At 73.8% G+C, this 25,111-nt stretch carries 29 protein-coding genes and 1 riboswitch; of the genes, 18 read left to right on the top strand and 11 right to left on the bottom strand.

Annotated elements, in window-relative coordinates:
- Window positions 1-909: an alpha/beta hydrolase family protein gene (locus BLU55_RS14650; protein ID WP_197681003.1), complete on the bottom strand. Its 909-nt coding sequence runs from the start codon at window positions 907-909 to the stop codon at window positions 1-3.
- Complete coding sequence (locus BLU55_RS14655) at window positions 885-1,691, bottom strand: deoxyribonuclease IV (protein WP_091731129.1); 807 nt, start codon at window positions 1,689-1,691, stop codon at window positions 885-887. Before BLU55_RS14655 ends, BLU55_RS14650 begins: the two co-directional genes overlap by 25 nt.
- A 52-nt stretch (window positions 1,692-1,743) precedes the next feature.
- Here BLU55_RS14655 and BLU55_RS14660 point away from each other — a divergent pair, with 52 nt between their 5' ends.
- The 5 genes from BLU55_RS14660 (at window position 1,744) to rplI (ending at window position 4,074) form a co-directional block, all read left to right on the top strand.
- Window positions 1,744-2,202 (top strand): hypothetical protein, encoded by a 459-nt coding sequence (locus BLU55_RS14660; protein ID WP_091731132.1) that lies wholly within the window; start codon window positions 1,744-1,746, stop codon window positions 2,200-2,202.
- Window positions 2,203-2,304: 102 nt separating this feature from the next.
- The gene (gene rpsF / locus BLU55_RS14665) at window positions 2,305-2,595 is read left to right on the top strand and encodes a 30S ribosomal protein S6 (protein WP_091731135.1); all 291 of its coding nucleotides are present in this window, start codon (window positions 2,305-2,307) and stop codon (window positions 2,593-2,595) included.
- Window positions 2,596-2,651: 56 nt separating this feature from the next.
- Complete coding sequence (locus BLU55_RS14670) at window positions 2,652-3,269, top strand: single-stranded DNA-binding protein (RefSeq protein WP_091731137.1); 618 nt, start codon at window positions 2,652-2,654, stop codon at window positions 3,267-3,269.
- Between the two features lie 107 nt (window positions 3,270-3,376).
- Window positions 3,377-3,613 (top strand): 30S ribosomal protein S18, encoded by a 237-nt coding sequence (gene rpsR, locus BLU55_RS14675; RefSeq protein WP_091731140.1) that lies wholly within the window; start codon window positions 3,377-3,379, stop codon window positions 3,611-3,613.
- Window positions 3,614-3,630: 17 nt separating this feature from the next.
- Window positions 3,631-4,074, top strand: coding sequence for a 50S ribosomal protein L9 (rplI, locus tag BLU55_RS14680; protein ID WP_091731143.1), 444 nt, complete (start codon window positions 3,631-3,633; stop codon window positions 4,072-4,074).
- Window positions 4,075-4,107: 33 nt separating this feature from the next.
- Here the strand turns inward: rplI and BLU55_RS14685 are convergent, their stop codons facing one another.
- Window positions 4,108-4,707 carry a hypothetical protein gene (locus BLU55_RS14685; RefSeq protein WP_091731146.1) on the bottom strand — a complete coding sequence of 200 codons (600 nt, stop codon included), beginning with the start codon at window positions 4,705-4,707 and terminating at the stop codon, window positions 4,108-4,110.
- A gap of 142 nt (window positions 4,708-4,849) precedes the next feature.
- On the opposite strand from BLU55_RS14685, the gene BLU55_RS14690 reads away from it, so the two are divergent.
- Window positions 4,850-5,545: an SDR family NAD(P)-dependent oxidoreductase gene (locus BLU55_RS14690; protein WP_091731149.1), complete on the top strand. Its 696-nt coding sequence runs from the start codon at window positions 4,850-4,852 to the stop codon at window positions 5,543-5,545.
- 6 nt (window positions 5,546-5,551) lie between these two features.
- Here the strand turns inward: BLU55_RS14690 and BLU55_RS14695 are convergent, their stop codons facing one another.
- A complete protein-coding gene (locus tag BLU55_RS14695) occupies window positions 5,552-6,907 on the bottom strand; it encodes an MATE family efflux transporter (RefSeq protein WP_091731152.1) in 1,356 nt (451 codons plus the stop codon).
- 713 nt (window positions 6,908-7,620) lie between these two features.
- Here BLU55_RS14695 and dnaB point away from each other — a divergent pair.
- A complete protein-coding gene (gene dnaB, locus BLU55_RS14700; protein WP_231917189.1) occupies window positions 7,621-8,925 on the top strand; it encodes a replicative DNA helicase in 1,305 nt (434 codons plus the stop codon).
- Here the strand turns inward: dnaB and BLU55_RS14705 are convergent.
- Window positions 8,919-9,575, bottom strand: coding sequence for a dihydrofolate reductase family protein (locus tag BLU55_RS14705; protein ID WP_091731156.1), 657 nt, complete (start codon window positions 9,573-9,575; stop codon window positions 8,919-8,921). The two genes, dnaB and BLU55_RS14705, sit on opposite strands and share 7 nt — an antisense overlap.
- A 194-nt stretch (window positions 9,576-9,769) precedes the next feature.
- A complete protein-coding gene (locus BLU55_RS14710) occupies window positions 9,770-9,964 on the bottom strand; it encodes a hypothetical protein (RefSeq protein ID WP_091731159.1) in 195 nt (64 codons plus the stop codon).
- A 533-nt stretch (window positions 9,965-10,497) separates the two neighbouring features.
- Here BLU55_RS14710 and BLU55_RS14715 point away from each other — a divergent pair.
- The 4 genes from BLU55_RS14715 to BLU55_RS14730 are packed head-to-tail and all read left to right on the top strand — an operon-like array spanning window position 10,498 to window position 14,127.
- The gene (locus BLU55_RS14715) at window positions 10,498-11,709 is read left to right on the top strand and encodes a TerC family protein (RefSeq protein ID WP_091731162.1); all 1,212 of its coding nucleotides are present in this window, start codon (window positions 10,498-10,500) and stop codon (window positions 11,707-11,709) included.
- Window positions 11,710-11,741: 32 nt separating this feature from the next.
- Window positions 11,742-12,173, top strand: coding sequence for a VOC family protein (locus BLU55_RS14720; RefSeq protein ID WP_091731164.1), 432 nt, complete (start codon window positions 11,742-11,744; stop codon window positions 12,171-12,173).
- Window positions 12,174-12,191: 18 nt separating this feature from the next.
- Window positions 12,192-13,694 carry a fused MFS/spermidine synthase gene (locus BLU55_RS14725; protein ID WP_172833920.1) on the top strand — a complete coding sequence of 501 codons (1,503 nt, stop codon included), beginning with the start codon at window positions 12,192-12,194 and terminating at the stop codon, window positions 13,692-13,694.
- A 25-nt stretch (window positions 13,695-13,719) separates the two neighbouring features.
- Window positions 13,720-14,127 carry a hypothetical protein gene (locus BLU55_RS14730; protein ID WP_091731167.1) on the top strand — a complete coding sequence of 136 codons (408 nt, stop codon included), beginning with the start codon at window positions 13,720-13,722 and terminating at the stop codon, window positions 14,125-14,127.
- A 78-nt stretch (window positions 14,128-14,205) separates the two neighbouring features.
- Here BLU55_RS14730 and BLU55_RS14735 read toward each other — a convergent pair whose 3' ends face one another.
- A complete protein-coding gene (locus tag BLU55_RS14735) occupies window positions 14,206-14,481 on the bottom strand; it encodes a GlsB/YeaQ/YmgE family stress response membrane protein (RefSeq protein WP_231916892.1) in 276 nt (91 codons plus the stop codon).
- A 116-nt stretch (window positions 14,482-14,597) separates the two neighbouring features.
- Between BLU55_RS14735 and BLU55_RS14740 the strand changes: the two genes are divergently transcribed.
- A complete protein-coding gene (locus BLU55_RS14740) occupies window positions 14,598-15,380 on the top strand; it encodes a hypothetical protein (RefSeq protein WP_157682893.1) in 783 nt (260 codons plus the stop codon).
- A 15-nt stretch (window positions 15,381-15,395) separates the two neighbouring features.
- On the opposite strand, the gene BLU55_RS14745 is transcribed toward BLU55_RS14740, so the two are convergent.
- Window positions 15,396-17,213 carry a DUF429 domain-containing protein gene (locus tag BLU55_RS14745; RefSeq protein WP_091731173.1) on the bottom strand — a complete coding sequence of 606 codons (1,818 nt, stop codon included), beginning with the start codon at window positions 17,211-17,213 and terminating at the stop codon, window positions 15,396-15,398.
- Window positions 17,214-17,246: 33 nt separating this feature from the next.
- On the opposite strand from BLU55_RS14745, the gene BLU55_RS14750 reads away from it, so the two are divergent.
- A complete protein-coding gene (locus BLU55_RS14750) occupies window positions 17,247-17,642 on the top strand; it encodes a PPOX class F420-dependent oxidoreductase (protein WP_091731176.1) in 396 nt (131 codons plus the stop codon).
- 64 nt (window positions 17,643-17,706) lie between these two features.
- On the opposite strand, the gene BLU55_RS14755 is transcribed toward BLU55_RS14750, so the two are convergent.
- From BLU55_RS14755 to BLU55_RS14765, 3 genes are all read right to left on the bottom strand, one after another.
- Window positions 17,707-18,150 carry a hypothetical protein gene (locus BLU55_RS14755; protein WP_091731179.1) on the bottom strand — a complete coding sequence of 148 codons (444 nt, stop codon included), beginning with the start codon at window positions 18,148-18,150 and terminating at the stop codon, window positions 17,707-17,709.
- Window positions 18,151-18,179: 29 nt separating this feature from the next.
- Window positions 18,180-18,665 carry a C40 family peptidase gene (locus BLU55_RS14760; RefSeq protein WP_091731181.1) on the bottom strand — a complete coding sequence of 162 codons (486 nt, stop codon included), beginning with the start codon at window positions 18,663-18,665 and terminating at the stop codon, window positions 18,180-18,182.
- Between the two features lie 8 nt (window positions 18,666-18,673).
- A riboswitch (cyclic di-AMP (ydaO/yuaA leader) is annotated at window positions 18,674-18,849 on the bottom strand.
- 50 nt (window positions 18,850-18,899) lie between these two features.
- Window positions 18,900-19,409: a pyridoxamine 5'-phosphate oxidase family protein gene (locus BLU55_RS14765; RefSeq protein WP_091731184.1), complete on the bottom strand. Its 510-nt coding sequence runs from the start codon at window positions 19,407-19,409 to the stop codon at window positions 18,900-18,902.
- Window positions 19,410-19,593: 184 nt separating this feature from the next.
- On the opposite strand from BLU55_RS14765, the gene BLU55_RS14770 reads away from it, so the two are divergent.
- From BLU55_RS14770 to larA, 5 genes are all read left to right on the top strand, one after another.
- The gene (locus BLU55_RS14770; protein ID WP_091731187.1) at window positions 19,594-19,863 is read left to right on the top strand and encodes a DUF4242 domain-containing protein; all 270 of its coding nucleotides are present in this window, start codon (window positions 19,594-19,596) and stop codon (window positions 19,861-19,863) included.
- 61 nt (window positions 19,864-19,924) lie between these two features.
- The gene (locus tag BLU55_RS14775) at window positions 19,925-21,259 is read left to right on the top strand and encodes an iron-containing alcohol dehydrogenase (RefSeq protein ID WP_231916893.1); all 1,335 of its coding nucleotides are present in this window, start codon (window positions 19,925-19,927) and stop codon (window positions 21,257-21,259) included.
- 37 nt (window positions 21,260-21,296) lie between these two features.
- Window positions 21,297-22,754: a MadS family sensor histidine kinase gene (locus BLU55_RS14780; protein WP_231916894.1), complete on the top strand. Its 1,458-nt coding sequence runs from the start codon at window positions 21,297-21,299 to the stop codon at window positions 22,752-22,754.
- Entirely contained in the window at window positions 22,751-23,446 is a 696-nt protein-coding gene (locus BLU55_RS14785; protein ID WP_269457921.1) for a MadR family response regulator transcription factor, read from the top strand. The genes BLU55_RS14780 and BLU55_RS14785 overlap by 4 nt, the downstream gene beginning before the upstream one ends.
- 70 nt (window positions 23,447-23,516) lie before the next feature.
- On the top strand, window positions 23,517-24,815 hold the full coding sequence (gene larA, locus BLU55_RS14790) for a nickel-dependent lactate racemase (protein ID WP_091731189.1): 1,299 nt from the start codon (window positions 23,517-23,519) through the stop codon (window positions 24,813-24,815).
- The last annotated feature ends 296 nt before the right edge of the window (window positions 24,816-25,111 follow it).

Genomic DNA, 25,111 nt, shown 5'->3' on the forward strand with positions numbered 1-25,111 from the left:
CTAACGAAGACGGGGGGCGGCCCCGAGCAGTCGCTCCACCGTCGAGAAGGAGTCGGCCCCCACGTCGATGATCGAGAAGTGGTCCCCCGGGACCAGGACGCGGCGGGCGCGGCCGCCCGCGGCCCGGTCGGCGGCGACGTACGCCGTGCTCTGGGACAGCGGGACCACCTGGTCGTCCTCGGCGTGGACCGCCCACACCGGGCAGGCGGCCGGGACGAGCAGCGTCGGGTCGGACTGCCGGTAGGCCTCGGGCCGCTGCTGCGGCGTGCCGCCGACGAAGGCCGTGACCGGGGCGCTCGACCCGGCGGCGGTGGCGGCCGTGGTGAGGTCGAGGACGCCCGAGAGCGAGATCGCCCCGCTCAGCGGCACGGCGGGCGCACCGCCGGGGGTGGAGGCGGTGCGCGAGGCCAGCCACACCGCGAGGTGGCCGCCCGCCGAGTGCCCGACCGCGACCACCCGGTCCAGCGGGACGTCCTGGTCGGCCAGGGCGTCCACCGCGGCGGCGACGTCCTCCAGGGTGGCGGGGACCCCGCCCCCCTGGCCGGTGCGGCGGTACTCCACGTTGGCGGTGACCCAGCCCTCGCCGGTGAGGCGGTCGGCCATCGGGTCGAGCTGGTCGAGGCCGTAGGACGGCAGCCAGTAGCCGCCGTGGAGCAGGACGACCGTCCCGAGCACCTCCGTGCCGTCCGCGGGGCGGCGCAGGTCGACGAACTGGGACGGGTCGTCGCCGTAGGGGGTGCGGCGGGCCCGAGCCGGTGGCGAGGACGAGGCGTCGGGCCCGCCCGAGGTGCCGGAGGGGTCGCCGGCACCCGACGTCCGGCCGCCGCAGCCCGCGAGTGCCGCCGCGGCGCCGACGAGACCCCCGCCGAGCAGGCCGCGGCGGGTCAGACGCCGTGCTCGCGCAGCCACGTGAAGTCCGCGACGTGTTCCTCGGCGCCGCCGGGGGTCTCGCACACCACGGGTGCACCCGCCTGGCGCACGACGTCGGCGAACTCGTCGGGGGGCAGCTGCCCCGCGCCGAAGTTGGCGTGGCGGTCGGCGCCGGAGTCGAACCCGTCGCGGCTGTCGTTGGCGTGGACGAGGTCGATGCGCCCGGTGATGGCGCGGACGCGCGCGACGGCGGTGCCGAGCTCGATGCCGCCGGCCCAGGCGTGGCAGGTGTCGAGGCAGAACCCGACGTGCTCGGCGCCCTCCGCGCGGCTGACCGCCTCCCAGACGCCCTCGATGCGCTCGAGGTGGCGGGCCATGGCGTTCTCGCCCCCGGCGGTGTTCTCCAGCAGCAGCGGGATCTTGAGGTCGGTCGCCTCGACCGCCTTGCGCCAGTTGTCGAAGCCCGTCGCGGGGTCGTCGGTCTTGCCGACGTGGCCGCCGTGCACCACCAGCCCCTTGGCGCCGATCTCGGCCGCGGCGTCGAGGTGCTGCTGGAGCAGCTTGCGGCTGGGGATCCGGACCCGGTTGTTGGTCGTGGCGACGTTGACGATGTAGGGCGCGTGGACGTAGAGGTCCACCCCGGCGGCCTCGGCGGCGGACCGGAGGGCGGCCGCGCCGCCGGCGTACCGCAGCTCGGGGCCCTTGTAGGACTGCGGGTCGCCGAGGAAGAACTGCACGACCGTCGTCCCGCGGGCCGCGGCCTCCGCGACCGGGTCGGTCTGGTCGACGTGGGCGCCGATGGCGATCTGGCTGGGGCTCATGCGGGCAGCCTACGAGCGGACACCGACGCCCGCCGCGCGTAGGTTCGCGGCCATGGACGAGCAGCGGGGGCCGCACACCCCGGGCCTGCTGGGCTACCTCCTCGCCGTGCTGGTGAGCGTGGTGGTCGTGGTGGTGGTCCTCGGCCTGGTCGAGGGCGGCGAGACCACCGTGACCGCCACCGTCGAGGCCGGCCTGGACCTGGTCGCGCTGCTGGTGGTCCTGGCCCTGCCCTTCGCGGTGCCCGGGGTCGCGCTGGTGCACCTGTGCTGCCGCCGCGTGCCCCACCAGGCGGTGCACGTGCTCGCGGCGGGACTCGCGGGCGTCGTCTCCGGGCTGGTGGTCCTCGTGCTCGGGCTGTGGTCGGCCGCGCCCGTGGTGGTGGGTGGCGCCACCGCGCTGGGCCGGCTGTCCGTGGTGCCGCTGGTGGAGCGGCGGCGGCGTCGCGCGCTGCTGCAAGCCGGTGCGGTGCCTGTGGACGACGATTTCCCCGCGACGCCGCCCGCGCGTTAGCCTTGCGCGTCGTCCTCCCCCGATGGGAGCGACGACGTCGCACAGCCCTCCTGTCACGGAAGTGCCGTGGCCGCCCTTAGTCCGAAGGAGGTGGAGAACGCTATGCGTACCTATGAACTCATGGTCATCCTCGATCCCAACCTCGAGGAGCGCACCGTCGCCCCGTCGCTCGACACGTACCTCAACGTGGTCCGCAACGACGGAGGCAGCGTCGACAACGTCGACGTCTGGGGCCGTCGTCGGCTCGCCTACGAGATCGACAAGAACGCCGAAGGCATCTACGCCGTGGTGTCGCTGCAGGCCGAGCCTGCGACCGTCAAGGAGCTCGACCGCCAGCTGTCGCTGAACGAGTCGGTGCTGCGCACCAAGGTCCTGCGTCCCGACGCGCACTGACCCACCGCACCACGCACCACCCGCTCGACCGATCCGGACACCACCAGGGAGACCACATGGCAGGCGAGACAGTCATCACCGTCGTCGGCAACCTCGTCGACGACCCCGAGCTGCGCTTCACCCCGTCGGGTGCCGCGGTGGCCAACTTCCGGATCGCCTCGACCCCGCGCACGCTGGACCGCCAGACCAACGAGTGGAAGGACGGGGAGGCGCTGTTCCTCTCCTGCTCGGTCTGGCGCCAGGCGGCGGAGAACGTCGCGGAGTCCCTGCAGAAGGGGATGCGCGTCGTGATCCAGGGGCGCCTAAAGCAGCGCTCCTACGAGGACCGTGAGGGCCAGAAGCGCACGGTCGTCGAGCTCGAGGTCGAAGAGGTCGGCCCCAGCCTGAAGTACGCCACCGCCAAGGTCGCCCGCGTCTCCCGCGGCAACGGCGGCGGCGGGGGCTACGGCAGCCAGGGCGGCTCCGGCGGCCAGGGCGGCGACCCGTGGGCCTCCAGCCCGGCCCAGTCCGGCGGCCAGCAGGGCGCCCCGGCGTCCTCCGGCCAGGGCGGGTCCTACGGCGGCGGGCAGGGCGGCTCGAACCAGGGTGGCTCCTGGGGCGGTCAGCAGGGCGGCTCCGGCCAGCCCCAGCAGAACGACCCCTGGGCCACCGGCAACGACGAGCCCCCCTTCTGATCCACCCCTGATCCACCCGTCCCCGGTCCCGGGGACGCACCCCCTCCATCACCCCCATTCCGGTCCGGGCCACCACGCCCGACCGGGCTCTCGAGAGGAGCTCCACAATGGCCAAGGCAGTGATGCGCAAGCCCAAGAAGAAGGTTTGCCAGTTCTGCAAGGAGAAGGCGACCGGTGTCGACTACAAGGACACCACCCTGCTCCGCAAGTTCATCTCCGACCGCGGCAAGATCCGCGCGCGTCGGGTCACCGGCAACTGCGTCCAGCACCAGCGCGACGTCGCCACGGCCGTGAAGAACGCCCGTGAGGTCGCCCTGCTCCCCTACACGTCCACGGCTCGCTGAGAAAGGGGACCTGAGAGATGAAGCTCATCCTGACGCAGGAGGTCACCGGCCTCGGTGCTCCCGGCGACGTCGTCGAGGTCAAGGACGGCTACGGCCGCAACTTCCTGATCCCCCGTGGCTTCGGCATCCGCTGGACCCGCGGTGGCGAGAAGACCATCGAGTCCATCAAGAAGGCCCGCGACGCGCGCTCGGTGCGCGACGCCGACCACGCCAAGCAGGTCAAGTCGACCCTCGAGGCCTCGACCTTCAACGTCCCGGTGCGTGCCGGTGACGGCGGTCGTCTCTTCGGCGCGGTCACCGTCGCCGACATCGCCGCGGCGATCGTCGCCGGCGGTGGCGAGGTCGACAAGCGCACGATCGTGGTGGGCAACCCCATCAAGTCGCTGGGCAACCACACCGTCACGGTGAAGGTGCACGACGAGGTCGAGGCGCAGGTCTCGCTCAACGTCGTCTCCGCCTGACGCACCACCCGCTCCACCCGGAGGCCGTCCCCCTCAGCTCGAGGGCGGGCGGCCTCCGTGCGTCCGTGCCGGGTGCTGCCGTCCGGTGCCCGCATCGCCGGGGCCGCCCAGCCAGGGGCGGCGGTGGACCGCGAACAGCGACCAGACCAGGCCCAGGGCGACGGCCAGCGCGACCAGTGCGGTGGTCGGGGCCAGGGCGGGCACGTCACCGCCCAGGGTGACGGCCGGCAGCAGCGCCACCACCACGAAGCCCCAGCCGAGCAGGCCGAACCGCGTCCCCAGCCCACGCTCGCCCCGCTCCCGGGCCAGCTCGGCCACCAGCCGGCACAGCAGCAGGCAGAACAGCAGCTGGGGCAGCGAGGCGGTCCACTCCAGCGGCGCGTCGAGCCGGTGGCGCAGCTGCGGCAGCCACATCGGCACGCTCACGATCCCGGCGAGCAGTGCCGGCCACCTCAGCAGGGCCAGCCGCTCGCCCGTCCCGTCCACCCGGCCCAGCGCCAGCACGCCCCAGAGCACGAGCGCCCAGCCGAGCGGGTCGGCCAGCAGGTCGTAGCGCTGCGACGCGCTCGGCCCGACCGTCGCGGAGGCCACGACCACCACGAGTCCCAGGCCGATCCGCTGCAGGGGTGACATGGCGGCCAGGGTAGGTCCTGGTGCACGGCGCGGGCGGTGACCGGGGCGGGTCCGTCACCACGGGGCGGTCAGGATGGGCACGACGAGCCGGCCCCGGCGTACCGGGCAGCACCGGTCGCGGCGCACGACGAGAGGACGACACGTGGAGCTCACCGACGCACGGGTGCTGGTGGCGGGGGCCTCCGGCGCCCTCGGCGGACAGATCACCGACGCGCTGCTGGCGCGGGGGGCCCGGGTGGTGGCCGCGGGACGCGACGCCGACCGCGTGGGCGCGGTCGCCGCGCGGTGCGGGACCGAGCCGGTGCTCTTCGACGCGGTCGACACCGAGTCGTGCCAGGCCACGGTCACCGCTGCCGTCGAGCAGCTCGGCGGGCTCGACGTCCTCGTCGTGTGCGTCGGCGTCGCGGGGTTCGGCCGCGCCGCCGAGGCCGACGACGCCGTCGTGGAGGAGCTCTTCGCCGTCAACGTCCTGGGGCCGATGGCCCTGGTCCGCGCCGCCTCGGCCGCGATGGGCGACCAGGGGGCGGTGGCGGTCGTCTCGGCGATCCTGGCCGACCTGCCCACCGCCGGCATGGCGGAGTACTCCGCCGCCAAGAGCGCCCTGGCCACCTGGCTCGGGGTGCTGCGGCGCGAGGAGCGGCGGCGACTGACGGTCCTCGACGTGCGCCCGCCGCACCTCGACACCGGTCTCGACGGCCGCGCCCTGGCCGGCGAGCCGCCGAAGTTGCCGGCTCCCTTCCCCTCGGCCGACGTGGTCGAGGCCCTGGTGCAGGGCCTGGCCGAGGGCAGCCGCGAGGTCGTGCTCGACGCGAAGGCCGGTGCGCTGGTCCGGCGCTGAGCCTGCTCAGGCCCCCAGGCGCAGCCAGCGGTCGCCCCGGGCCCGCAGCACCAGGGTGACGGCCCGCCCGCCCATGAACGCGACGCCGAACGTCGCCCACAGCCACGTCAGGCCGCGGTCGCCGAGCAGCAGCGCCGCCGGCGCGAAGACCACCAGCGTGACCAGCTGCGCCCAGGCGAGGTAGACGGCGTCGCCGGCACCGATGAGCACGCCGTCGAGGACGAACACGATGCCGGCCAGCGGCTGCGCCAGCGCGGCGACCAGCAGCACGGGGACCAGCAGGTCGAGCACCGCGGGGTCGCTCGTGAACGCGCCGCCCAGCACGGGCGCCAGCGCCGCGAGCGCCAGGCCCGTCACGACCCCGCTCGCCCAGCCCCAGCGCTGCATCCGCCGGGTGACGGCACGGGTGCGGGCGGCGTCACCGGCGCCCAGGTGGCGACCGGTGATGGCCTGGGCGGCGATGGCGACCGCGTCGAGGGTGAAGGCGAGGAAGGTCCAGATGGTCAGGGCCAGCTGCATCGTGGCCAGGTCGGCCTCGCCGAGGCGCGCCGCGGCGTACGTCATGACGAGCAGGGAGGCGCGCAGCATCAGGGTGCGCAGGATCAGCGGCACCCCGGCGCGACCGGCGCGGCGGATGCCGGACAGGTCGGGGGCGAGGGAAGCCTGCTCGTGGCGCGCGGCGCGCACCACCACCGCCACCAGGGCCACCGCGGCGCCCAGCTGCGCGACCAGGGTGCCCAGGGCCGAGCCCGCCAGCCCCATCCCGGCCCAGGAGCCCACGCCGTAGACGAGGACCAGGTTGAGCACGACGTTGGCGGCGTTGGCCGCGACGGCCACCACGAGCGGCGTACGGGTGTCCTGGAGGCCGCGCAGCACGCCGGTGGCCGCCAGCATCAGCAGCAGCGGGACGGCGCCCAGCAGCGCGATCCGCAGGTAGACGACCGCCTGGTCCTCCACCCCCTGACCGGGGCCGAACAGCCGCACGATCGGTCGCGTCAGCGCCACCGTCACCACGGTGGCCACCACGCCCAGGCCGGTGGCCAGCCAGAGGCCGTCCACCCCCTGCGCCAGGGCCTCGCGGCCGCGGCCGGCCCCGACCTGGCGGGCCACGGAGGCCGTGGTGCCGTAGGCCAGGAAGATGCACAGGCTGACCAGGGTGCCGAGCACCGCCGAGGCGATGCCCAGCGCGGCGAGCTCGGGCGTGCCCAGGTGGCCCACGATGGCGGCGTCGGCGAGCAGGAACATCGGCTCGGCGACCAGGGCCAGGAAGGCCGGCACGGCGAGCCGCAGGATCTCCCGGTCCTGGGCGCGGTCCTGGACCCGGTCGTGGGCCCGGCGCTGGGCCCGGTCCTGCTGCGTCACCGGACGAGGCTACTAGCACGACGGTCGGTCGCGTGACCAGCCCTGATCGGACCAGATCCGCTCGAAAACCTGTGCATAACTCGGAAAATCTGTGGGTTCACGAGGCCCCCAGACGCCATGTCGACAAAATGACCCGGCCGTGGCAGATGACGCAGAGGTGAACTACCCACACCCGACTTTCTTTCCTCCACAACCCCCAAAGGGGACAAGTGCCAGGTCAGCGGCCTGGCCCCAGGTGAACATTTTTCTCTGTCCACAGGTGGACCAACAGGCTGGGGGACTTGCCCACGGCGTGTTCCACACCGTGCACAGGGTTATCCACAACTACCTGTGGACTCCGGGCTTGGTGGCTCACCGCCACGGGTCGTACTGTCCAGCACTCGGTGCCTCGCCCGACGGATCCCGACCGGTCCCGTGACCGTCTCCCGTCACTGTCGGAGGGCCCGCCTAGCCTCGGCTCCGGCGGCAGCCGACAGGACGGCACGACGACGCGGAGGAGGGCCCGGATGAGCAGCGGCAGCGGTTTCGACGGCGGCCTGGCCGCGGGCCTGGCGTCCGGTCTCGGCGCCGCCCTCGGGGCCGGTCCCACGATGGTCGGCGACTCCTGGGGCTCGGACGCCTTCGCGCCCTACCCCGAGGCCCCCTTCGGCGGTGGCCACCCCGGTGACGGTGCCGGCGGGCAGGGGGGCAACCAGGAGCACTGGTCGGGCCGGATGCCCCCGCAGGACCTCCACGCCGAGCAGAGCGTCATCGGCTCGATGCTGATGTCGAAGGACGCCATCGGCGACGTCAACGAGGAGATCGGCGGCGGCGACTTCTACAAGCCGGCGCACGAGATGATCTACGACGTCATCGTCGACCTCTACGGCCGCGGGGAGCCGGCCGACCCGGTGACCGTCAAGGCCGAGCTCGAGCGGCGCGGCCAGCTCGACAAGGTGGGCGGCGCGACCTACCTGTTCACCCTCGAGGCCAGCGTCCCGATCGCGGCCAACGCCGGCTACTACGCCTCGATCGTGCGCGAGAAGTCGATCCTGCGGAAGCTGGTCGACGCCGGCACCCGGATCGCGCAGATGGGCTACGCCGGCGAGGGCGAGATCGACACCGTCGTCGACGTCGCCCAGCAGGAGATCTACGCCATCGGCGAGAAGCGGCAGCAGGAGGACTACGCGCCGCTCTCGGCGATCATGGAGTCCACGCTCGACGAGATCGAGGCGATCTCCAACAACGACGGCACCGCCAACGGCGTCCCGACCGGCTTCGCCGAGCTCGACGAGCTGTGCAACGGCTTCTCCGGCGGCCAGATGGTGATCGTGGCCGCGCGTCCTGCCATGGGCAAGTCGACGCTGGCCCTCGACTTCTGCCGCGCCGCGTCGATCCACAACAACCTCACCAGCTGCTTCTTCAGCCTGGAGATGTCCAAGAGCGAGATCACGATGCGGCTGCTCTCGGCCGAGGCGAAGATCCCGCTCAACCACATCCGCAAGGGCCCCATGACCGAGGACGACTGGGCCAAGCTGGTGCCCAAGATGGGCCAGGTGTCGGGCGCCCCGATGTTCATCGACGACAGCCCCAACATGACGATGATGGAGATCCGGGCCAAGGCGCGGCGCCTCAAGCAGCGCCACGACCTCAAGCTGATCGTCATCGACTACCTGCAGCTGATGACCTCGGGCAAGAAGGTCGAGTCCCGACAGGTGGAGGTCTCGGAGTTCTCCCGGCAGATCAAGCTGCTGGCCAAGGAGCTCGACGTCCCCGTGATCGCCCTCTCGCAGCTCAACCGTGGTCCCGAGCAGCGCGCCGACAAGCGCCCGATGATGTCCGACCTGCGCGAGTCCGGCTCGATCGAGCAGGACGCCGACATCGTGATGCTGCTCCACCGCGAGGACGCCTACGAGAAGGAGTCACCGCGCGCCGGCGAGGCCGACATCATCGTGGCCAAGCACCGCAACGGCCCCACGCGCGACGTCGTGGTGTCCTTCCAGGGCCACTACTCCCGCTTCGTGGACATGGCTCACTGACGCTCGAACGTCACGTGGGTGACGCCGCTCGGCGACGCGGTGGCCTGGACGGCGTACCCGCTCTCGAGGCCCTCGAGCCCGTCCCACAGCCGGGTGCCGCGGCCCAGCAGGATCGGGACCACCACGACGTGGAGGTGGTCGACCAGTCCGGCGGCCAGGAAGTCGCGGACCACGCTGGGGCCGCCGCCGATCCGGACGTCGAGCCCGTGGGCGGCCTCCCGCGCGCGGCGCAGCGCCTCCTCGGGCGAGGCGTCGAGGAAGTGGAAGGTGGTGCCGCCCTCCATCTCCAGCGGCTCGCGCGGGTGGTGGGTCAGCACGAAGGTCGGGGTGTGGAACGGCGGGTTCGGACCCCACCACCCCGTCCAGCCGGGGTCGTCCTGCCACCCGGGCGGTCCGAACTTGTGGGCGCCCATCACCTCGGCCCCGATCCCGGGCGCGAACCGGTCGGCGAACGCGTGGTCGACGCCGGTCGTCCCCGCCGCCACGTCCGCGGCAGGCAGCCCCGCCAGCTCCCGCCACGACCGGGTCGCCATCATCCACTCGTGCAGCCGGCCCCCGGCATGACCGAAGGGCGCCTCCCGGCTCTGCGGCTCGCCCGTCGCGAAGCCGTCGAGGGAGACGGAGAAGTTGTGGACCCGGGTCAGCGACATGCCGGTGCTCCTGTGGTGGTGGGCGGGGTGCGGCGCGGCTCGTGGGGTGGACCCGGCCGGCGGGCGGTTGTCATCGGTGGGGGGGGCGACGCGGTTTCCCAGGGGCCCCGGGGGTTCCGAGCTGTCCGAACGCCCCGCACGCGACACGCCGTACGTCGGGTGCCGTGCGGTCGGAGAAGCGGCCGGTGGTCGGCTCAGCCGTGGTGGGGGTCCTTCTTCGGCAGGTCGTAGCGCTCGGCCGCGGCCCGCATCCGGGCGGTGTCCTCGCGGCGGCGGCGCAGGGCGTCCGGCGCGACCCCGGGGCCGCCGCGCCTGCGCTCCCGGACGGCGAGGACGACGAGCACGGCGATCGCGACCGCCCACAGCAGGACCCAGGCGTACGTCGGCACGGGCGGCCTCCTCGTCGAGCGCGGGCGGTCACCCGGTCGGCGGGCCCGCGAGCCCCCGACGATAGGCCCCGGCGGGAGCATCCGTCCGGTGGTCGCCCGCGACGTGCACCGGTGCGGGACGTCATGCGATCCGGCTGCCGGGGTGACCAGGGCGCATGACGTCCGCCCAGACGTCATGCGGACTGGCCGCTCCGGCGACCACCTCGCATGACGCTCCCAGGTCACCACGCCCCGGTCACCACGCCCCGGCCAACACGCCCCGGTCACCACGACCGGCCGCGACGCCCCCGGCCGGACGCCCCCGGCCTGACGACCTTGCCGGACGACCCCCCGGACGACCCGCGAGCCCCTCGGTTGACCCCCGCAACCGCTTCGGTTGACGGGGTCAACGAGGCGCCGGGCCGGGCGGGACGCGGGGCGCCACGGATGTGGTCGCACCTGGCACCCTGGTGCGCGGGGGAGGCCCGGCAGCCGGGCTGGCCTGCCCCGAGGACGACGGCGCCCTCGTGGGGAGGGGCCGTCCAGGAGGAGACATGACCGTTCCCACGTGGGTCTGGATCGCGACCGTCGTCGGCATCCTCGGGATGCTGCTGTTCGACTTCGTCTTCCACGTGCGCAAGGCCCACGTGCCGACGCTGCGCGAGGCGTCGATCTGGTCGGCGCTCTACGTCGGCATCGCGATCGTGTTCGGCCTCGGCGTCCTGGTCTTCGGGGGCGGCACGATGGGCGGGGAGTACTTCGCGGGCTACATCACCGAGAAGGCGCTCTCGGTCGACAACCTGTTCGTCTTCCTCATCATCATGGGCAGCTTCCGGGTGCCCCGCGAGGACCAGCAGAAGGTGCTGCTGTTCGGCATCGTGTTCGCGCTGATCGCCCGGACCGGCTTCATCTTCCTGGGCGCCACCTTGATCAACCAGTTCGCGTGGGTGTTCTACCTGTTCGGCCTGATCCTCATCATGACCGCCGGCAACATGCTCAAGGGCGAGGTCAGCGACGAGGACAGCCACGAGGACCAGAACTTCGTGGTCAAGATCGCCCAGAAGTTCATCCGCACCTCCGAGGAGTACGACGGCGACAAGCTCACCACGGTCGTCGACGGCAAGAAGGTCCTCACCCCGATGGTGCTGGTGATGGTGGCCATCGGCGGCACCGACATCCTCTTCGCGCTCGACTCGATCCCCGCGATCTTCGGCCTCACCCAGAACACCTTCATCGTGTTCACCGCGACGGCGTTCTCGCTGCTCGGCCTGCGCCAGCTGTTCTTCCTCATCGAGGGCCTGCTCGAGCGCCTGATCTACCTGTCCTACGGCCTCGCCGCGATCCTGGCCTTCATCGGCGTCAAGCTGATCATCCACGCGCTCCACGAGAACAACGTGCCGTTCATCAACAACGGCGAGCACGTCGACGTCGTGGAGATCAGCACCGGCCTCTCGCTGGGCGTCATCATCGGCGTCCTGGTGATCACCGTGGTGGCCTCGCTGACCTCGAAGAAGGGCCGGGCGAAGACCGCGATGGGCAACGCCAAGCGCCACGCCCGCGACTACATGGACCTCGGCTACACCCAGGACGAGGGCGAGCGCGAGCGCATCTACGGCCTGCTGGTCGGCGAGGTCGAGCAGATCCGGGCGCAGGGCGAGAAGGGCAAGGCGCTGGCCCGCGAGGACGACAAGCTGATGGAGCTCTTCGAGCAGGCCAAGGCCCGCCACGCGGAGACCGTCGGCGAGGAGTCCGCGTCGCGGATCTAGTTGAGAGCGGACGTGCGGGGTACGAGGAGCCCATGGCAATCGTCACGAGCAACGGCTACGCCCACGTCCGCATCACCGTCACCGACATCGAGCGCTCGGCGGCCTTCTACGACCAGGTCTTCGGCTGGCCCCGCGCCATCGACACGTCGGACTCGGTCGACCAGCCGGGGGTCACCGAGGACCCGCAGCGGTTCTACGGCGGGGTGGTCTACCAGACTCCCCAGGGCACGCTCTTCGGCCTGCGTCCCGTCGGCTCCGACGGCTTCGACTCCACCCGCACGGGCCTGGACCACGTCAGCTTCACCGTCGAGAGCCGCGAGGACCTCGAGGCGGCCGCGAAGGGCTTCGACGAGCAGGGCATCGCCCACGGCGAGGTCATCGACCTCACCGACGCCGGCCTGGCGATCCTGTCCTTCCAGGACCCCGACGACATCAACATCGAGCTCACCGCGCCGCTTTCCTGACCCTGTCATGATCCTGGCGTGAGCGACGCCGGCCCGACCAGCAGCACGACGGGCCGCGCGAGCGCCCCCCTGGCCGGCTGGGCGGCGGGCGCGCTGGTCTTCGGCTCGTCGGCGGCCGTGCTTGTCGTCGAGCTGGTCGCGCTGCGCCTGCTGGCGCCGTACCTCGGGCTCACCCTCGAGACCAGCACGCTGGTCATCGGGGTCGCCCTGGCCGCGATCGCGCTGGGGTCCTGGCTCGGCGGACGCTCGGCCGACGTGGTGCTGCCCCGGCGCGCGATCGCGCCGCTGCTCTCGGTGAGCGGCGCCGCGGTCGCGCTGACGCCCTTCGTGGTCCGCGGGGCCGGAGCCCTCGGCGACGGCAGCCTGCTCCTGCTGGCCGCGGGGCTGTGCATCATCGTGCCCGGCGCGCTGCTCTCGGCGGTCACGCCGATGGTCACCAAGCTGGTGCTGACCGACCTGCACGAGACCGGCTCGGTGGTCGGGCGCCTCTCGGGCATCGGCACGGCCGGCGCCATCGTCGGCACCGTGGTGACCGGCTTCGTGCTGATCTCGCGGGTGCCGGTCAGCTGGATCATGGTGGGCCTCGGCGTGGTGCTGCTGCTGGCCGCGGTCGTGGTCGAGGTCGGCGTGCGCCGCCGCCCGCCGGTGCAGCCCCTCGTGCTGGTCCTGCTCGGCGGCCTCGGCGCGGTCGTGGCGCCCGGCAGCTGCGACGCGGAGACGACGTACCACTGCGCCCAGGTGGTCGAGGACCCCGACCGTCCGAGCGGCCGGCTGCTCGTCCTCGACGGGCTGCGGCACTCCTACGTCGACCTCGACGACCCGACCCACCTCGAGTTCGGCTACACCCAGGCGCTCGCGGGGGTGGTCGACGGCCTGCTGCCCGGGGACGAGCCGCTGCGCGCCTACCACCTCGGCGGCGGTGGGCTGACCTTCCCGCGCTACCTGGCCGCGACCCGCCCGGGCACCACCAGCGTGGTCTCCGAGATCGACCCCGGCGTGCTGCGCGTCGACGCCGAGCGCCTCGGCGCACGCACCGGCCCCGACCTCGAGGTGCGGGTCGAGGACGGCCGCCGCGGCGTCACCCGGCTGCCCGACGCGAGCCGCGACCTCGTGGTCGGCGACGCCTTCGGCGGCGTCAGCGTGCCGTGGCACCTCACCACCCGCGAGGCGGTGGCCCAGGTGGAGCGCGTGCTCACGCCGACCGGGGTGTACGCCGCCAACCTCATCGACTTCGCGCCCCTCGGCTTCGCCCGCGCCGAGCTGGCCACCCTGCGCCAGGTCTTCGACCACGTCGCGCTGGCCGCCGAGCCGGACACCCTGACCCGTGACGGGGGCGGCAACCTGGTGGCGATCGCCTCCGACCGACCGCTGGACCTGGCGGCCGTCGAGGTGGGCTTCGAGACCCAGGGCCTCGACTGGGACGTCATCGACGGCGAGGCGCTGACCCGCTGGATCGGCGACGCCCAGGTGCTGACCGACGACGACGCGCCGGTCGACCAGCTCCTCACGCCGCACGCATGAGCCGTCGTCCCCGGGTCGGTCCCCGGTGAGCTGGCCGGACGCCCTGCTCGCGTCCTCGGCGCTGCACCTCGGCTTCCAGCTGGGCGTCTCGGTGCTCGCCTACCCGGCCCTCGCCGAGGTCACGCCCGAGCGCTGGGCCGCGGCCCACGACGCCCACTCGCGCCGCATCGTCGGCCTCGTCGTGGTGGTGTACGCCGCGGTGCTGCTCGCCTGCGTCGGCACCCTGCTCGCGGGGCCGTCGGGTGCCGCGGTGCTGGCGGTCGCGGGCAACGGCGCTGCGCTGGCGCTCACCGCCGCGCTGGCCGCCCCGCTGCACGGCCGCCTGGGGCGGGGCCACGACCCGGTGCTGGTGCGCCGGCTGCTGTGGGTCGACCGCGGACGCACCGCGGCCGCCGCGATCGCCCTGGTGGGGGCGTTCGCGGCGGCCGGGTGAGGCTGGTCGAGCGACTGGTCGGCGGGCTGGGCACCCTGCCTGGTCAGCCGGTCGGCTGCCGGTCGGTCGCTGGTGTGGTCAGCGGTTGACGGCGCCCTTGTTCTTGCCGACGGTCGCCTCGGCGACGCCGATGAGCAAGAAGGCCGCGATCACGGCGACGATGAAGCCGATGATGTTGAGCTCGAAGATCTCCCCCGTGCCGAGGAAGCTGGCCACGAGTCCGCCGATGAGTGCGCCGGCGACGCCGAGCAGCAGCGTGCCGACGATGCCGAGGGCCTGACGACCGGGCTTGAGCAGCCGTGCGATCGCGCCGATGATGAGCCCGACGACGAGCAGGCCGATGATGTTGAACATGTGGTGTCCTCCCTAGGTCCCCTTGAAGTCACACGGTACCCATCCGTCACATGTCTCAACCCTCGTCGCAGGCGCGTCCGGCCCGACCTGCTTGGGCGCGTCCGGACACTGGCGTCATGTCACGGGTGCAGCGCAGCAGCCCGGCTCGGCGGGCGGCGTCCGTCGTGGCCGGCGTCCTGGCGCTCGCGGTGCTCGTCGTGGGGGCCGTCGCGCTCGTCGCCGGCCCCGGGTCGGTGACCGGGCTGTTCCCCGGCACGTCGGACTGCACCGCCACCCGCGGCGGGACCGAGGTGGGTCTGAGCACCGCCGAGGCCGAGCGCGCGACGCGGGTGGGGGCCCGGTCGCTGCGTCTCGACCTGCCGCTGCGCACCACCACCGCGGCCGTGGGCGGTGAGCTGCGGCTCGCCGACGACGAGGCCGCCGTCGTCGCGGCCGCCGTGCGGGGACGGGCGCGGCACGCGCTCACCTGCGTCCACGCGGGCCGCGTCGCCGAGGAGCCCGACGGGCTCGACGCCCGCGGCCTCACGGCCCGGGCCGCGACCGTGCGCACCGACCTGGTCGACGCCTTCGGCCGCCAGGCCCTCGGCGGCTACGCGCCGGGGGGCGTCACCACCGGCCACATGCCCGGGTCGGCGCACTACGAGGGGCGGGCGATCGACGTGTTCTACCGTCCCGTCACCCCGGCGGCCAAGGCGCGGGGGTGGGCGACGGCGCACTACCTGGTCGCCCACGCCGAGCGCCTCGACGTCGCCACGGTCATCTACGACGGCCGGATCTGGACGGCGCGGCGCTCGCTGCAGGGCTGGCGCGACTACCCGCCCGACACCTCGGGCCGCTCAGCCGAGGTGGCCGCCGTGCTCGAGCACCGCGACCACGTGCACGTCGACGTGGCGGACTGAGCGCCCGAGGGGGGCTCAGCCCGGGTCGACGAGCCGGGCCAGCCGGGCGCGCAGCAGGTCGGTGCGGTGGGCGTTGCCGCTGAGGTCGACGTACGCCGTGCCGAACGCCTGCAGCAGCGCGTCGTCGAGACGGCGCACCGCACCCGGCGGGTAGCGGTAGTCCATCCGCTCGGCGATCCGCGTCTCGTCGACCTCGCGGAGCGTCTCGGCGAGGTCGGCCAGGGTGGTGAGGCCGAGCTCGTGGATCAGGCCCGCGATCCAGGCGTAGTGGTCGGTGCGCGACCAGCCGGCCTCGGCGTACTGCCCGGCCAGGAACGCCGCCAGCTCCCGCGGCTCGATGCCGAGCCGCTCGTCGCCGCGCTCGACCGGCTCGTCGCGGCGGGCGGAGGTGCGCGAGTGCAGGGTGTCGCGGATGGTGGAGAACTCCTGGTCGGCGAGCTCGAGCAGCCCGGCGGCCAGGGTGAAGCGGCGGTCGAAGTCGCTGGCGTGCTCCTCCGGGATGGTGCCCTTGTAGCGGATGTCGTGCTCGAACTCCGCCCACGCGTGCTGCAGCACGGTGCGGATCTGCACCTGAGCGGTGAGGCCGCGCAGCTCCTCGCGCCCGTCTGGCACCTCGGCCGCGGGGTCGAGCGAGATCAGCAGGTGCCGGCTGGCGTAGCCGAAGCGCCCCTCCTGCGCGGTCTCGCGGCCCATGTCGCGGTCGTCGAGGACCACCACCTCGTCGCCGAGCAGGCCCGCGACCGCGGCGACGTCGCTGTGGACGTAGGTGATGACGCGCAGGCCGATGGTGTCGGTGATGTCGGTGAGCGGGTCGGCGTACAGCGGGGTGCCGTCGGGGCGCAGCCGTCGGGTCTTCTCCGCGAACGACGCGACCGTCTTGGTGCGGCCAGTGACCGAGAGGTAGTTGATGCCGCCGTCGTCGAGCACCGAGGTGACCAGGGCGAGGAACTGCTCGCCGGCGCGCTCGAGGCGGGGGTGCCGCAGGGCGTACTCCCGCACCGCCCGCACCGGGTCGACGGGGGCGGGCGAGGTGCCGTCGCGGGTGCGTCGCGGCCGCGGCGTCGGCACGTGTCCCTCGGGCAGCGCGGGCGTGACGATCACGCCGGAGGCCGGGTCGCCGTACGACGCGATCTCGTCGGGCCGCCGGGCCGCGAACAGCGCGACGTAGGCGCACACGACCGCGTCGACCTGGTCCTCGACGACCCGGAGCTCGCTCTTGCGGCCGGCCTGCTCGACCTGGCGGCGCAGCGCCTGCCACCCCGCTCCGGCGTCGCCGTCCGAGCCCCAGGTGCCGGGGCCGGTGAGGAGCAGCGCGGGCGTGGCGCCCTGGAGACCCTCGAGCAGCCCCATCAGCACCAGCAGCTCGCCGCGGAGCTGCTCGAGGTCGCGACCCTGCTTGTTCTTGTACTTCAGCGTCCGGCCCAGCCGGAACAGCGAGATCGTGGCGGCGTGCGGGTAGACCTCGAGCGCGGCCCGCGGCGCGTGGGCGTGCGGATCGAGGTCGAGGCCCAGCGCCTCGGCCAGCCGGCCGCCGCGGGTGCCGGCGGCGAACTCCTGCTTGCCGGTGTTGCTCGGGTGGGCGCCCGCGTCGAAGCGGGCGAAGTCGCGGTTCAGCGCCGCCTCGGCGGGGCGGTTGCCGGTCGCGTTGGTGACCACCAGCGGGGCGTCGAAGGCGACGGTGACCGGGCCCGCGGCGTACGGCGTGACCAGGGCGAGGATCTCCTCGTCGGTCCGGACGCCGGCGAGCTCGACGAGCCGGCCGGTGTCGTCGAGCACGGCGACACCGGTGGGCGCGCGCGTCCCCCAGGCCAGGTCGACACCGATGTGGAACATGCCCCCCAGCCTTCCACCTGTCAGGCTCGGGCCATGACCACCCTGCGCGATCTCGCCGACGAACGCTTCGTCTCCCTCACCACGCACCGCCGATCCGGCGAGGGCGTGCCCACCCCGGTGTGGGTCGTGCCCGACGGCGTGGACGGCGCCGCGGTCTGGACGCCGGCCGGCAGCGGCAAGGTCAAGCGGCTGCGCCGCGACGAGCGCGTCACCCTGCGCCCCTGCGACCGCCGCGGTCGCGTCGCCGACGACGCCCCCACCGTCGAGGCCCGGGCGGGGGTCAGCACCGAGCCTTCCGACCTCGACCGCGTCGAGGGCCTGCTGCGGGCGAAGTACCGCCTCGAGTTCCGCATCGTCGGGCTCGTCGAGCGGATCGCGCGCCGCGGGCGCGGTGCCGAGCGCGCGGTCGTGGCGATCCGCCCCGCGTAGGCGCAGGCCGGGTTCCACGTGGAACCGCCCGTCGGCGACCCGGAACGGCGTCAGGACGCGGGGATCAGGGAGCGGGGAACAGGGCCGTGAGGGCGGCCAGGGCGTCGCGGAGCTCGGGGACGACCCCGTCGCCGACGGAGGTGTCGACGCCGAGGTAGCGCAGCCCGACCACGGCGCCGGCGCCCAGCGCGAGGACCATGCCGAGCGCCGCCATCGTGGTGCCGGAGACGCCGGGCCGGCTGGCCCGGGCCAGGCCGACGACGGCCGTCACGAGGCCGACCGCGGCGAGCACCAGGACGGCGCCGAGCAGCAGCGAGAACGGCGAGGCGACGACCGCGACCACCCCGGTGAACAGGGAGGTCGCGGCCGCCGCCGAGGTGCGGGCCGTGCGGGCCGGTGAGGCCTCGAACAGCTCGTCGAGGTCGGGCCCGCCCTCAGGACCGGCGGAGGCACCGGCGCCAGCGGGGCCGGGAGCAGCAGGATCGCGGTCGAGACGCTGCGTGGTCATGGCCCGATGCTAGGCCGGGCGGGACTCGATCAGCCGCGCAACGTGCCGGCGTACCAGCTCGACGTCCAGGCCCGGGCGACCTGCACGTCCTGACCGGTGCGGGGGGAGTGCAGCATCTTGGCCCGGCCGTGGTCCCAGCCGAGGAAGATCGCCGCGTGGTAGACCCGACCGCCGTTGTGGAAGAACATCAGGTCGCCGCGTCGCAGCGACTTCTTGGCGATGTGCTTGGTGCGGGAGTACTGCGCCGAGGAGGTGCGCGGCACCGACAGCCCGGCCTTGCGGAAGCTGTAGTAGATGAGGCCGGAGCAGTCGAAGGCGCTGGGGCCGGCGGCGCCGTAGCGGTAGGGGTCGCCCTTCTGGTTGAGGGCGACCGTGGTGGCGCGGTCGATCTTGCCGCGGGTGGCGGCCTCGGCACCGCTGGCGGGGCCCAGGAGCAGCACGCCGGAGACGGCGAGCAGCAGGGTCAGGAAGCTGACCAGCCGGGCGAGGGGGCGTGCGGACAGGCGTACGGGCATGGTGGGGCCTTTCCCACGCCTGCGAGGTGAGCTGTCGGGTTAGGGCTGGAAAGTGCCCTGCCACCTGGCGGTGACTTCACCCCGAGCGGTCGACCTGGTCGGGCCGTCCGCGTGGAACGTGTGGTTCCCCCACTCCTGCCCGAACGTTCTCGGTGGGTCCGCCCCCGGTGGGCAGGACTCGGCGTACCCGGGGGAGGTGTGCGATGCGCCCCAGAAGAGTAGGGGGCGCAGGGCCTACAGGTCCACCGTTGCGCTGGTTCCGGCCGGTCGCCCGCCCGTGACGCGGGTCTTGAGGAAGGACAGGGCGCTGGCCACGCGGCCGCCGCCGGGGCTGTCCCAGTACTGCGCGGAGTCGGACTCGACGAGGAGCAGGCCGACCTCGGGGGCCTCCTTGCCGTCGGGGAACCACGCCGCGACCATCGGGTTCCACAGCTCGTCGATCTTGGCCTGGTCGCGACGCACGTCGCCGTGGCCGGCCACCGAGAGCCAGGTGGAGCCGTCGGCGAAGGCGAGGTTGACGCGCTTCTCGGCCCGGATGTTGTCGGCGTGGTGGCTGGTGACGTTGATGAAGAACCAGACGTCGCCGTCGTCGGTGACCTCCTGGGGCGTCATCGGGTGGGACTGCAGGCGCCCCTGCTCGCCGACCGAGGTCAGCATGCAGAACCGGTCGCTGCGCATGATCTCGAGGACCTTGTCCTGGGCGAGCTCGCTGCCGGAGCCGTCGTCGTGCTGGGTGTCGCTCATCGGGGTTCCCTCCCTGGTGGTGTGCCGCCCGCGTACCCGCAGCGCGCGCCGCGACACGGTCGCGGGGCCACGGGGTGCCGGGACCGCCCGTCCGATCGGAGGGGTGATCGTGACGGGGGTCACGCCTAGCCTGTGGGGCGTGGCCCGCCGGCCACGGGGAGGCCGTGACCCGGGAGGGGTGCCCATGGACCGCTACGTGATCGAGCGCGACCTGCCTGGTGCAGGCCGCCTGAGCGAGCAGGAGCTCCACGACATCAGTGCGAGGTCCAACGAGGTGCTGGCCGAGATGTCCGACGTGACGTGGGTGGAGTCCTACGTCACCGACGACAAGCTCTACTGCGTCTACGACGCCGACGACCCGGCCCTGATCGAGGAGCACGCGGCGAGGGGTGGCTTCCCCTGCGACCGCGTCTCGGCGGTGAGGAGCACGATCTCGCCGCAGAGCGGTCGGTGACGCCCTGCCCAGGACGCCGGCCGCGGGGTAGCCTCGGCCCGACCACCGATTGGACGCAGTCGTGAGCCCGACCTCGAGCCCCGCCTCCACCCCGCCCAGGTCGGTCGCGTCCGCCCCGAGGCTCGCGCCGCAGCGGGGGGTCCCGGCGGCTCGCCGCGAGGCGCCCGAGGCCGTCGCCCGACCCCGGCGGCCCGACCCCTTCGCGGGTGGCGACCCGGTCCAGGCCGGCACCGAGGACATGGCCCCCGACGCGGTCGTGAAGTTCCACGCCCCCGAGGTCGTCTTCGGCATCGGGGCGCTGGACGAGGCGGGCTTCGCCGCCGCCCGGCTCGGGGCCCGACGGCCGCTGGTGGTGACCGACCCCGGCATCATCGAGGCGGGCTGGGTCGACGTGCTGCTGGGCCACCTGCGCGAGGCCCGGCTGACGCCCCGGGTGTGGTCGGCCGTGACGCCGAACCCGAAGGACCACGAGGTCCGCGCGGCGTACGACTGGTACGCCGAGCAGCAGTGCGACGTGATCATCGCGATCGGCGGCGGCTCGTGCATCGACGCCGCCAAGGGCGTGGCGATCCTGTCGGGCAACGACGGCGACATCCTCGGCTACGCGGGCGTCGACCAGGTCACGCGGCCGATCCCGCCGATGCTGATGATCCCCAGCACCTCGGGGACCGGGGCCGACGTCTCGCAGTTCTGCATCGTCACCGACACCGACCGCTCGGTGAAGATCACCATCATGGGGCGCGCGCTCGTGCCCGACATCTCCTTGACCGACCCGCGGCTGCTCACCACGATGCCGGACGCGCTCAACGCCGCCACCGGGCTCGACGCGCTGACCCACGGCATCGAGTCCTACGTCTCGCTGGCCCACAACCCGCTCGCCGACATCCACGCGCTGAGCTCGGTGCGACTGGTCTGTGGGCACCTGCGCACCACCATCACCCACCCCGACGAGGAGCGCGCCCGCACCAAGATGGCGCAGGCCAGCCTGCAGGCGGGGCTGGCCTTCACCAACGCCATCCTGGGGGCCACCCACGCGATGAGCCACCAGGTCGGGGGGCTGCTCGACGCCCCCCACGGCGTGGTCAACGGGGTGCTGCTGCCGCACGTCATCCGCTACAACGCCCGGGCCACCCCCGACCGGTTCGTCTCGCTCGCCCAGGCCGCCGGCATCGGCGTCGAGGGGATGCCGGGCGAGGAGGCGGCCGACCTGCTGGCCGACCACGTGCGGCGGCTGGCCGACGACGTCGGCGTGCCGCGGGGGCTGCGCGACCTGGGGGTCACCGAGGCCGACGTGCACCAGATGGCCCACACCGCCCTCGACGACGCCTGCCTGACCACCAACCCGCGCGAAGCCGACGAGGCCGACGTGCGCCGGCTGTTCCTGGACGCCCTGTGAGCCGGCACCCCGCCGGCCGCGCGACGCCGGGCCCGACGTGACCTCCCGCCCGCTCCACCCGCGGCCCGACCTCGCACGGCTCACCGGGGTGCGGTCGGGCAAGCGCTCCTACTACCGCGCCTACGTGGCCTCCGACGAGCGGATGCAGCGCGCGGTCACCGCGATGGACTCGATCTCGCGGGCGCTGGTGCGCACGGTCGAGGGTCCCCGCGGCCTGCTCGAGGAGGTCGTGCGCGCGGCCGCCGCGCACCTCGACGCCCGCTGGACCCTGCTCGCGCTGCACGACGGCCAGCTGAGCGGCGCCCGCCCGCGCTTCGTGGTGGCCGACAACGAGGGCCGGGCGGTGGTCGAGGAGTCGGTGCTGCCGACCGAGGTGCGGCGGGTGCTGGCCGAGCTGCGGGCCGGCCGGCTGGCCGAGGTGGGCGAGCCGGGCTGGGTGCGGGTGCCGATGACGCTGGAGGGCCGCCGCATCGGCGACCTGGTCGCCCAGCACGGGCTGGCCGAGGAACCCGAGCAGGGCGACCTGTCGGTGCTGCGGATCCTGGCCAACCAGGCCGCGGTCTCGCTGCACACCTCCGAGCAGTACCAGGCCGGGCTCAGCCTGCACCGCCGCGCCCAGCAGCTGTACGACGAGGCCACCGCCCAGTCGCGCGACCTCGCCGACCGCACCCGCGAGCTCCGGGCCGTCGAGGAGCGGCTGCAGGTCGCCCACCAGCGCGAGCTGCTCGACACCGAGCGCCACCGGATCGCCCGCGAGCTGCACGACAGCGTCACCCAGTACGTCCTCTCGGCCGGCATGTCCGTCGAGATCGCCCGCCTCGACGCGGAGGACCTCGGGTCCGGTGCGCGCTCGGTGGTGGCCGAGCTCGAGACGGCGAAGCGGCTCTCGCAGGAGGCGGTCGAGCAGCTGCGCCGCGCCATCTGGGCGCTCCACCAGCCCCACGGCCAGACCGTCGCCACGCTCCCCGAGCTGGCCCGTGAGGTCGCGGTGCACCACCGCGGCCGCCTGGACGTCTCGGTCCGGACCCACGGCGAGGCGCGCGCCCTCCAGGCCGACGCCGACCACGAGCTCGCCCGGGCCATCGGGGAGGCGCTGTTCAACGTCGTCGCCCACTCCGGGGCGGCGCGGGCGGCGGTGCAGCTGCGCTACCGCGACGACGAGCTCCTGGTGTCGGTCTCCGACGACGGCCACGGCGACCCCGTCGCGCTGCGCCGGCTGCTCGAGCTGGAGCGCCGCGGCACCGCCGACGGCCGGCACCGGGGGCTGGCCAACATCGAGTCGCGCATCGTCGACCTCGGCGGCACCGTCGCGTTCCGGCGGGCCCGCCTCGGCGGCGTCCGGGTGGAGCTGCGGCTCCCGCTGCCGCTGGCCGAGACGCCGCTCGGTGCCCTCGCCGGTGCCCCGCCCGACCTGGCCGACCACCTGGCCGACCACCTGGCCGACCAGGTGACCGGTCCGTCCCACCCGTCCGACCCGACCCAGGAGGCCTCGTGATCGACACGCCCACCCGCCCCGCCGAGGGCACCGCGGCCGCGAGCGGCGCGGCGTACGTCGACATCATGCTGGTCGACGACCACGCCATCGTCCGCCAGGGCCTGAGCAGCATCCTGCAGCGCGAGCCCGACCTGCGGGTGGTCGCCGAGGCGTCCTCGCCGCGGCAGGCGATGGCCGAGGTCGAGCGCACCCGCCCCGACATCGTGCTGATGGACCTCAAGCTCTCGGCCTCCTCCGACAGCGAGGGCATCGACCTGTGCGCCGAGCTGACCCGCGCCCACCCGGGCGTCGGCGTGCTGGTGCTGACGACCTTCCTCGACGACCAGCTGGTGCTGCGGGCGATCCGGGCCGGGGCGAGGGGCTACGTCGTCAAGGACGTCGACACCTCCGCGCTGATCCGCGCGATCCGCGACGTCTCGCGCGGCGAGAGCGCCTTCGACGCCCGGTCCGCCGCCGCGATGGTGCGGGGCCTCAACGCGCCCGCCGTGGAGGAGTCGGCGCGGCTGACCCAGCGAGAGGAGGAGGTGCTGGTGCTGCTGGCCCACGGGCTGTCCAACCGCGACATCGGGCGCGAGCTGTTCGTCTCCGAGACGACCGCGAAGTTCCACGTCGGCAACATCCTGCGCAAGCTCGGGGTGGCCAGCCGGGCCGAGGCGGTCTACCAGGGCGGCAAGCTCGGGCTGATCCGCTGAGGCACCCGCACCCGCACCCGCACCGGCCGGGCCGGCCCGACGCACCTGCGGCGGTGGCAGGGTGGAGGGCATGAGCACCGATCCCGCGAGCAGCACCGTGACCGTCCGGCTGGCGTACGGCGAGGACGGGCTGGAGGTGGAGCTCCCGGCCGACCGCACGACCGTGGTCGAGCCGACGTACGCCGACGCGGCCGCCGACGAGCGGGCCGCGCTGCGCACCGCCCTGCGCGAGCCGGTCGCGGGCCCACCCCTGCGCGAGCTGGTCCGCCCGGGCCAGACGGTCGCGATCTCGATGTGCGACGGCACCCGGCCGCAGCCTCGGCACCTGATGATCCCGGCCGTGCTCGAGGAGCTCGACGGGATCGTCGACCTCGCCGACGTGGTGGTCCTGGTCGCCACCGGCACCCACCGCGGCAACACCGAGCAGGAGGTCCGCGCGATGCTCGGCGACGTCGCCGACCAGGTGCGGGTGGTCAACCACGACGCCCGCGACGACGCGTCGCTGGTGTGGCTGGGCCGCCACGGCCGCGACGTGCCCGTCTTCCTCAACCGGCTCTGGGTCGAGGCCGACGTCCGGATCACCACCGGGTTCGTCGAGCCGCACTTCTTCGCCGGCTTCAGCGGCGGCCCCAAGCTGGTCGCCCCCGGCCTGGCCGGGCTCGAGACGGTGCTGACCCTGCACGACGCCGCCCGCATCGGCGACCCGCGCGCGACCTGGGCGGTCTGCGAGGGCAACCCGGTCCACGACGACATCCGCGCGGTCGTGGCCGCCGTCGGCGACGTCCACTTCGGGCTCGACGTGGTCCTCAACCGCGAGCAGAGGATCGTCCAGGCCTTCGGCGGCTCGCTGCCCGAGATGCACGCCGCCGCCCGCGCCGCCTCCCAGCGCCTCGCCATGCAGCCGGTGCCGGCCCTGTTCGACGTCGTGGTGACGACCAACGCGGGCTACCCGCTCGACCAGAACCTCTACCAGGCCGTGAAGGGCATGTCGGCCGGCATGACCGTCGTGCGCCCGGGCGGCACGATCGTGTGCGCCGCCGAGTGCCGCGACGGCTTCCCCGACCACGGCTCCTACCGCGAGGTCCTCGCCTCCGAGTCCTCCCCCGAGGCCCTGCTGGCCACCATCGCCGCCCGCGAGCGCACCGTGCCCGACCAGTGGCAGGTGCAGGTCCAGGCCAAGGTGCAGTCGCACGCCGACGTGGTCGTCCACTCGTCGTACCTCAGCGCCCCCGACCTCGCCTCCGCCCACCTCGGCCACACCGACGACGTCGCCGAGACCGTCCTCCGGGCCCTCCACGACTCCGGCCCCGACTCCCGGGTGTGCGTCCTGCCCGAGGGGCCGCAGACGATCCCGTACGTCGCGGGGTGAGGGCGCTGATTACCCGGACGTCCGGGTAATTGGTGACCTGACGTCTGTTGCAACAGACGTCAGGTAGCCGAGAAGGACGTCCAGTGGGGCGGGAGTGCCGGGGTGGCCGGCGGCGCGGGTCGTCGGCTGGCGAGCTGCTCGTGCGCCGAGGGTCTCAGGTGCCGTCGGACATCAGGCGACTCGGGCGGACGTCATGCGAGGTGGTCGCCCGGACGGCCAGGTCGTACGACGTCCCGCCGGACGTCATCCGAGCCGGTCGCCCCGGCCGCCACCTCGCATGACGCACCCCCGGCCTA

Source organism: Nocardioides scoriae, assembly GCF_900104965.1.
GTDB lineage: Bacteria > Actinomycetota > Actinomycetes > Propionibacteriales > Nocardioidaceae > Marmoricola > Marmoricola scoriae.

Excerpts from the sequence above, each read along its gene's own strand:
- BLU55_RS14655 (WP_091731129.1), bottom strand. The coding sequence starts at position 1,691 with ATGAGCCCCAGCCAGATCGCCATCGGCGCCCACGTCGACCAGACCGAC.
- BLU55_RS14660 (WP_091731132.1), top strand. The coding sequence starts at position 1,744 with ATGGACGAGCAGCGGGGGCCGCACACCCCGGGCCTGCTGGGCTACCTC.
- rpsF (WP_091731135.1), top strand. The coding sequence starts at position 2,305 with ATGCGTACCTATGAACTCATGGTCATCCTCGATCCCAACCTCGAGGAG.
- BLU55_RS14670 (WP_091731137.1), top strand. The coding sequence starts at position 2,652 with ATGGCAGGCGAGACAGTCATCACCGTCGTCGGCAACCTCGTCGACGAC.
- rpsR (WP_091731140.1), top strand. The coding sequence starts at position 3,377 with ATGGCCAAGGCAGTGATGCGCAAGCCCAAGAAGAAGGTTTGCCAGTTC.
- rplI (WP_091731143.1), top strand. The coding sequence starts at position 3,631 with ATGAAGCTCATCCTGACGCAGGAGGTCACCGGCCTCGGTGCTCCCGGC.
- BLU55_RS14685 (WP_091731146.1), bottom strand. The coding sequence starts at position 4,707 with ATGTCACCCCTGCAGCGGATCGGCCTGGGACTCGTGGTGGTCGTGGCC.
- dnaB (WP_231917189.1), top strand. The coding sequence starts at position 7,621 with ATGCCCCCGCAGGACCTCCACGCCGAGCAGAGCGTCATCGGCTCGATG.
- BLU55_RS14705 (WP_091731156.1), bottom strand. The coding sequence starts at position 9,575 with ATGTCGCTGACCCGGGTCCACAACTTCTCCGTCTCCCTCGACGGCTTC.
- BLU55_RS14715 (WP_091731162.1), top strand. The coding sequence starts at position 10,498 with ATGACCGTTCCCACGTGGGTCTGGATCGCGACCGTCGTCGGCATCCTC.
- BLU55_RS14720 (WP_091731164.1), top strand. The coding sequence starts at position 11,742 with ATGGCAATCGTCACGAGCAACGGCTACGCCCACGTCCGCATCACCGTC.
- BLU55_RS14735 (WP_231916892.1), bottom strand. The coding sequence starts at position 14,481 with ATGTTCAACATCATCGGCCTGCTCGTCGTCGGGCTCATCATCGGCGCG.
- BLU55_RS14740 (WP_157682893.1), top strand. The coding sequence starts at position 14,598 with ATGTCACGGGTGCAGCGCAGCAGCCCGGCTCGGCGGGCGGCGTCCGTC.
- BLU55_RS14745 (WP_091731173.1), bottom strand. The coding sequence starts at position 17,213 with ATGTTCCACATCGGTGTCGACCTGGCCTGGGGGACGCGCGCGCCCACC.
- BLU55_RS14750 (WP_091731176.1), top strand. The coding sequence starts at position 17,247 with ATGACCACCCTGCGCGATCTCGCCGACGAACGCTTCGTCTCCCTCACC.
- BLU55_RS14755 (WP_091731179.1), bottom strand. The coding sequence starts at position 18,150 with ATGACCACGCAGCGTCTCGACCGCGATCCTGCTGCTCCCGGCCCCGCT.
- BLU55_RS14760 (WP_091731181.1), bottom strand. The coding sequence starts at position 18,665 with ATGCCCGTACGCCTGTCCGCACGCCCCCTCGCCCGGCTGGTCAGCTTC.
- BLU55_RS14765 (WP_091731184.1), bottom strand. The coding sequence starts at position 19,409 with ATGAGCGACACCCAGCACGACGACGGCTCCGGCAGCGAGCTCGCCCAG.
- BLU55_RS14770 (WP_091731187.1), top strand. The coding sequence starts at position 19,594 with ATGGACCGCTACGTGATCGAGCGCGACCTGCCTGGTGCAGGCCGCCTG.
- larA (WP_091731189.1), top strand. The coding sequence starts at position 23,517 with ATGAGCACCGATCCCGCGAGCAGCACCGTGACCGTCCGGCTGGCGTAC.